This window comes from Pseudomonas floridensis (assembly GCF_002087235.1).
GTDB lineage: Bacteria > Pseudomonadota > Gammaproteobacteria > Pseudomonadales > Pseudomonadaceae > Aquipseudomonas > Aquipseudomonas floridensis.
This window is the reverse complement of the sequence record NZ_MUIO01000122.1, coordinates 1-6,528: the sequence shown is the minus strand read 5'-3', so window position 1 is coordinate 6,528 and position 6,528 is coordinate 1. Positions and strand designations below refer to the sequence as shown.

The window sequence follows — 6,528 nt, the reverse complement described above, 5'->3', positions numbered from 1 at the left end:
CGTCGCGCCGCAGGGCGAGCTGGAAGCACAACTGGCGGCGATCTGGGCCGAGGTGCTCAAGGTCGGGCAGGTCGGTCGCAGCGATAACTTCTTCGAGCTGGGCGGGCATTCCTTGCTGGCGACCCAGGTCATTTCGCGGGTTCGTCAGCAACTGGGGGTCGAACTGTCTCTGCGTCAATTGTTCGAAGCCCGCGATCTGGCTGCGTTCGCGCAGGGCGCGGAGCAGGACCCTGTCGAAACAGTACCGTCATTCGTCAAAGCCGACCGCAGTCAGCCGCTGGGCCTTTCTTACGCGCAGCAGCGTCAGTGGTTCCTCTGGCAGTTGGAGCCCGAAAGCATCGCCTACAACATGCCTGCGGTGCTGCGCCTCAGCGGTCCGCTGGATATCGCGGCTCTGGAAAACAGTTTCAGCGCGCTGATCGCCCGGCACGAGACCCTGCGCACCACCTTCCGCCAGGACGGCGAGCAGGCGGTGCAGATCATTCATCCGCCGCAGGCGTTCATCTTGAATGTCGAGGCCTTGTCGAGTGGCGACAGCCCGGATGCCGTCGTGCAGCGGGAAGTACAGCGCTCGTTCGATCTGGAGCAAGGCCCGCTGCTGCGCGTCAAACTGCTGAATCTGGACACCGATGAGCACGTACTGATCCTGACCCAGCATCACATTGTCTCGGACGGCTGGTCGATGCCGATCATGGTTGATGAGCTGGTCCGTCTCTACGACGCTTTCAGCCAGGGCCGCGAGGTGCAATTGGCTGAGCTGCCCATGCAGTACGCCGATTACGCGTTGTGGCAGCGCGACTGGATGGAGGCGGGCGAGCAGGCGCGGCAGCTGGCGTACTGGAAGCAACAACTGGGTGACGAACAGCCGATTCTGGAGCTGCCCGCCGACCGCCCGCGCCCGGCATTGCAAAGCCACGCCGGTGCACGACTGGCCATCGAGCTGGACGCGGCGCTGATCGAAAGCCTTAAAGACCTGGCGCGCCAGCAGGGCGTGACCCTGTTCATGCTGTTGCTGGCTTCGTTCCAGAGCCTGCTGCATCGCCACAGCGGGCAGTCCGACATTCGCGTCGGCGTACCGATCGCCAACCGCACCCGGGCGGAAACCGAAGGCCTGATCGGCTTCTTCGTCAACACGCAGGTCATGCGTGCCGAGTTCGACCTGCACACCACCTTCAATGAATTGCTGCAACAGGTTAAACACATGGCGCTGCAGGCGCAGTCACATCAGGAGCTGCCGTTCGAGCAACTGGTCGAAGCCCTGCAGCCACAACGCAGTCTCAGCCACAGCCCGCTGTTTCAGGTGATATTCAATCACCAGCGCCAGGCTGGCACCGAGTTACGCGTGCGATCGGGCCTGCAGGTCGAGGCGGTCGAATTGGCCAGCCATCCGGCGCAATTCGACCTGACCCTGAATACCGTCGAACACGACGGCGGACTGAGCGCCGCCATGACCTACGCCACGGCGCTGTTCGAGCACAGCACCATCAAGCGTCTGGCGGATCACTGGCGCATGCTGTTGCAGGCGATCTGCACCCACGCCGGGTTGCGTGTCGCGCAATTGCCGATGTTGAGCGCCGACGAGCGCCAGCAGCTGGTCCACGGCTGGAACCCGAGCCCGTCGGCATACCCGAGCCAGTGCCTGCCTGCGCTGATCGAAGCTCAGGTTCATGCCACACCTGACGCAACCGCTCTGATACTGGAGCGCGAACGCCTGACCTACCGGCAGCTCAATGCCCGCGCCAATCAGTTGGCTCACCGCTTGCGTGAACTGGGGGTCGGCCCGGAGGTGCTGGTGGGCGTTGCGGTGCCGCGCAGTCTGGACATGGTCGTCGGTCTGCTGGCGATCCTCAAGGCCGGTGGCGCCTACGTGCCGCTGGACCCGGATTTTCCGCAAGAGCGGCTGGCCTACATGATTCAGGACAGCGGTCTGTCTCTGCTGCTGACCCACACCGAACTGCTGTCGAGTCTGCCGATTCCGCCTTCCGTGCAGAGCCTGTGCGTGGACCGCGCCGAAGACTGGCTGACCGGTTACAGCGCGGAAAACCTGTCCGCGACCCTGCACTCGGCGAACCTTGCGTACGTCATCTACACCTCGGGCTCCACGGGGCAGCCCAAGGGCGTCACAGTGCGCCACGATGCGCTGGTGAATTTTCTGTCGAGCATGGCCGAGCAGCCGGGACTGGGCGCGGACGACAAGGTGCTGTCGCTGACCTCGTTGTCGTTCGACATTGCCGGTCTTGAGTTGTACCTGCCACTGCTGCGCGGCGCTACGGTGGTGCTGTTGCAGCCGGATCAGAACAAGAACCCGCAGGCATTGTTGCGGGTGATAGAGCAACAGGCGGTCAGTGTCATTCAGGCGACGCCTTCGACCTGGCGCATGCTGCTGGACGTTGCGCCCGCTGGAGCGTTGCGTGGCAAAACCGTGCTGTGTGGCGGTGAGGCCTTGAGCGTGGAACTGGCCGAGCGTCTGATTGCCCAGGCCGGGCATGTGTGGAACGTCTACGGGCCGACTGAAACCACCATCTGGTCGGCCCGTCATTACCTGACCGACAGCGACGACATCTGGCTGGGAAGGCCACTGGCCAATACCCGGCTGCACATCGTCAGTGATGCCATCGACGTGCTGCCGACAGGTGCCCGTGGCGAGCTGCTGATCGGCGGCGACGGCCTGGCGCGGGGCTACCACAATCGTGCGGCGCTGACCGCCGAACGCTTCATTCCCGATCCTTTCGCCGCTGACGGCAGCCGCCTGTACCGCACTGGCGATCTGGCGCGTTACCACGCCGACGGGGTGATCGAGTACGCGGGGCGTCTGGACCATCAGGTGAAAATCCGCGGCTTCCGGATCGAGCTGGGCGAAATCGAGACCGGTCTGCTGGAGCAGGACGGTGTTCAAGACGCCGTGGTCATTGACATCGACGGTCCCTACGGCAAACAACTGGTCGCTTATCTGGTGGCCAGCGATCCGGCGCGTGACACCGTCGCGTTGCGCGATGAACTCAAGACGCTGCTCAAACAAGGGTTGCCGGAGTACATGGTGCCCAGCCATTTCGTCTGGCTGGCGCAATTGCCGCTGACCCCGAACGGCAAGCTGGACCGCAAGGCGTTGCCCGCACCTGACGCCAGCCTGTTGCAGCGTCTGTACGTGGCGCCGGTCACCGAGCAGGAGCAGCAACTGGCGGCGATCTGGGCGCAGGTGCTGAAGGTGGAACGCGTCGGTCTGACCGATGACTTCTTCGAACTGGGCGGCCATTCATTGCTGGCGGCGCAACTCATTTCCAGAATCCATACCGGCCTGGGTATCGACATACCGCTGCGCCTGATTTTCGAGAAATCGCAATTGAACGAATTTATCCAGGCTTTTGCTCAGAGCGGCCTGTCGCTGACCGAGGACGGCTTGTCCGATATCGAAAAAATGATGAACGAAATGGCGGGTATCTGACATGGACAAGTCTGCAGCAGCGCGTATCGCCCAGCGCTTCGTCGGTTTGCCCGTCGAACAGCGTCGTCTGATCCTCGACAAGATGAACGAGACCGGGCAGAGCTTCCGGTTGCTGCCGATTGCCGTAACCCGGCATGAGGCCGCACGCATTCCGTTGTCGTACGCCCAGCAACGTATGCTGTTTCTCTGGCAACTGGAGCCGGACAACATTGCCTACAACGTGCCGCTGGCGGTACGCCTGAACGGCCCGCTGAATCGTCAGGCACTCAGCCAGGCGCTCGATCACCTGGTGCAGCGCCATGAAACCCTGCGCACCCGGTTCGTCGCCGAGGATGGCGAATTCCACCAAGTGCTGGCGCAGGCCAGTGTCGCCCTCGAGTGCGTGGACGTCGAAGCCAATGTGCTGGAGTCGCAGGTGCGTGTCGAGCTGCACACGCCTTTCGACCTGATGAGCGGCACGCTGCTGCGGGTCAAGCTGTTCCGCTTGAATGACACCGAGCACGTGCTGACGGTGTGCATGCACCACGTGGTATCGGATGGCTGGTCCGGCGAACTGCTGATTCGCGAGTTCGTGCAGCTGTATCAGGCACAGGTTGCGGATCATGCCGCCGATTTGCCCGCGCTGGCGATTCAATACGCAGATTACGCGATCTGGCAGCGTGCCTGGCTGGAAGCCGGAGAGGGTGAGCGACAACTGGATTACTGGAAGCAGCAACTGGGCAGCGAGCATCCGTTGCTGAACTTGCCGCTGGATCACGAGCGTCCGCTACAGCCCAGTCATCGCGGCGCGACCGTGCGGGTCGATCTGCCCGAGCAGCTTTCGGCGCAGTTGAAAAGCCTGGCGCGCAGCCGTGGCCAGACGGTCTTCATGCAGATGCTGGCGGCGCTGGCCGTGGTGCTGTCGCGGTTCAGCGGTCAGTCCGACATTCGCATCGGCGCACCCAATGCCGGCCGTACCCGCAGCGAACTGGAAGGGCTGATCGGCTTCTTCATCAACACCCAGGTGCTGCGCGTGCAGGTGGACGAGCGCGACAGTTTTGCCGCGCTGCTGGATCAGGTGAAACAGGTAGTGAGCGGCGCGCAGTCGCATCAGGAACTGCCGTTCGAGCACCTGGTGGATGCCTTGGCACCGGAGCGCAACCTGGGTCACAACCCGCTGTTCCAGTTCAAGATCAATCAGCACGTTTACGCCGCCGAGCAGACGGACACCTCGCGCCAGAGCCTGTCCGGGTTGAGCGTGGCCGAATTCCCGGTGGGCGCGGGCGATGCGCGATTCGACCTGGCCTTCGACTTCACCGACACGCCGAGCGGGCTGCGCGGTTACTTCACGTACGCCACTGACCTGTTCGAAGCCCCGACAATCGAGCGTATCGCTGATGCGTTGCGCGAAGTGTTGCAGAGCCTGGTCGTCAACATCGATCAACGTCTGGCCGATCGGCCACTGGCCGCCCCGTTGCCGGGCATCGAACCGCCGCATGGTTTTGCCTGCAGCGATTTTCTCGGCCTGTGGCAGCAAGGTCTGCAGACTGGACGCGACCAGACCGCGGTACGGGTCGGTCAGCAGACCCTGAGCTTCGAACAACTGGAACAGCAGTCCAACCGGTTTGCCCGTTACTTGCAGACCCAAGGCGTCGCGGCAGGCATGACGGTTGCGCTGTGTCAGGGCCGTTCACTGGAATGGATCGTCAGCCTGCTGGCGGTGTTGAAACGGGGTGCGGTGTACCTGCCGCTGGACACGGCACAACCCGCCGAGCGCTTGCAGCAGTTGGTCAAAGACAGCGCAGCGGCGTTGCTGATTCATGCCGCGGGTGACGACAAGGCCGCGAATCTGGGCGTCTGCCCGGCGCTGGCGTTCGATGCCCGCCAGTGGGGCCATCTCGCCGATGACGCAGTGGGTATTAGAGTCGTTGCCGAGCAACCGGCCTACATCATCTACACCTCAGGCTCGACCGGACAGCCCAAAGGTGTAGTGATCAGCCACGGTGCCTTGGCCAATTACGTGCAGTCTGTGCTGACGCGCCTGTCGCTCGATGCCGGGGCGAGCATGGCAATGGTCTCCACCGTGGCGGCGGATCTGGGCCACACCCTGCTGTTCGGCGCGCTGGCATCGGGTCGTACGCTGCACCTGTTGTCTCACGAGCAGGCGTTCGATCCCGATGGTTTTGCGCGCTACATGGCCGAGCATAAGGTGGATGTGCTGAAGCTTGTCCCGAGCCATTTGCAGGGTTTGCTGCAGGCTGCCAGTCCGGCCAACGTGCTACCCAGGCAAATGCTGATTCTGGGCGGTGAGGTCAGTTCCTGGGCACTGATCGAGCAGGTGCGCTCGCTCAAGCCAGGCTGCCGGATTGTCAATCACTATGGCCCGACGGAGACCACGGTCGGTGTCCTGACCCATGAAGTGGCCGAGGCACTCCAGGGTTGCCGCAGCGTACCGGTCGGCCGACCGTTGAACAACGGCAAGGCGCGGGTGCTGGATGCCTGGCTGAGTCCGGTCGCCGAGCGGGTGGCAGGCGAGTTGTATCTGGGCGGAGCGGGTCTGGCGCAGGGGTATCTGGGGCGTGCGGCGCTGACCGCCGAGCGCTTCGTGCCGGATCCGGACGCCGACGGCGAGCGTCTGTACCGCGCTGGCGATCGGGCGCGCTGGGTGGACGGTGTGCTGGAATACTTGGGCCGCGCCGACGATCAGGTGAAAATCCGAGGCTACCGCGTCGAACCTGGAGAGGTCGGTCAGGTGCTGCAAGCGCTGGACGGCGTCGCCGAGGCCGTGGTGCTGGCGCAACCGCTGGACAGCGACGAGTCGCGCCTGCAATTGGTGGCCTATTGCGTGGCGACGCCGGGAGCGGTCGTGCAGGTCGAGCAATGGCGTGAACAGTTGTCCGCACGTTTGCCTGAATACCTGGTGCCCGCGCAGATCCTGCTGCTGGACCGTCTGCCGCTGACCGCCAACGGCAAACTCGACAAGCGCGCCTTGCCCAGGCCGGGCGCGGTCCAACAGCGCTACACCGCGCCGGTCGGCGAGATCGAGGAAAAGCTCGCCGCCGTCTGGGCCGACGTGCTCAAGCTGGATCAGGTGGGCAGCACCGACA

At 63.7% G+C, this 6,528-nt stretch carries 2 protein-coding genes; both read left to right on the top strand.

The window, feature by feature from the left end:
• Positions 1-3,442, top strand: a 3,442-nt coding sequence (locus tag BZK31_RS25320) for a non-ribosomal peptide synthetase (RefSeq protein ID WP_157900792.1), incomplete at its 5' end; no start/stop codon positions are given.
• A 1-nt stretch (position 3,443) separates the two neighbouring features.
• A partial coding sequence (locus tag BZK31_RS25315; protein ID WP_157900791.1) for an amino acid adenylation domain-containing protein occupies positions 3,444-6,528 on the top strand: 3,085 nt, incomplete at its 3' end.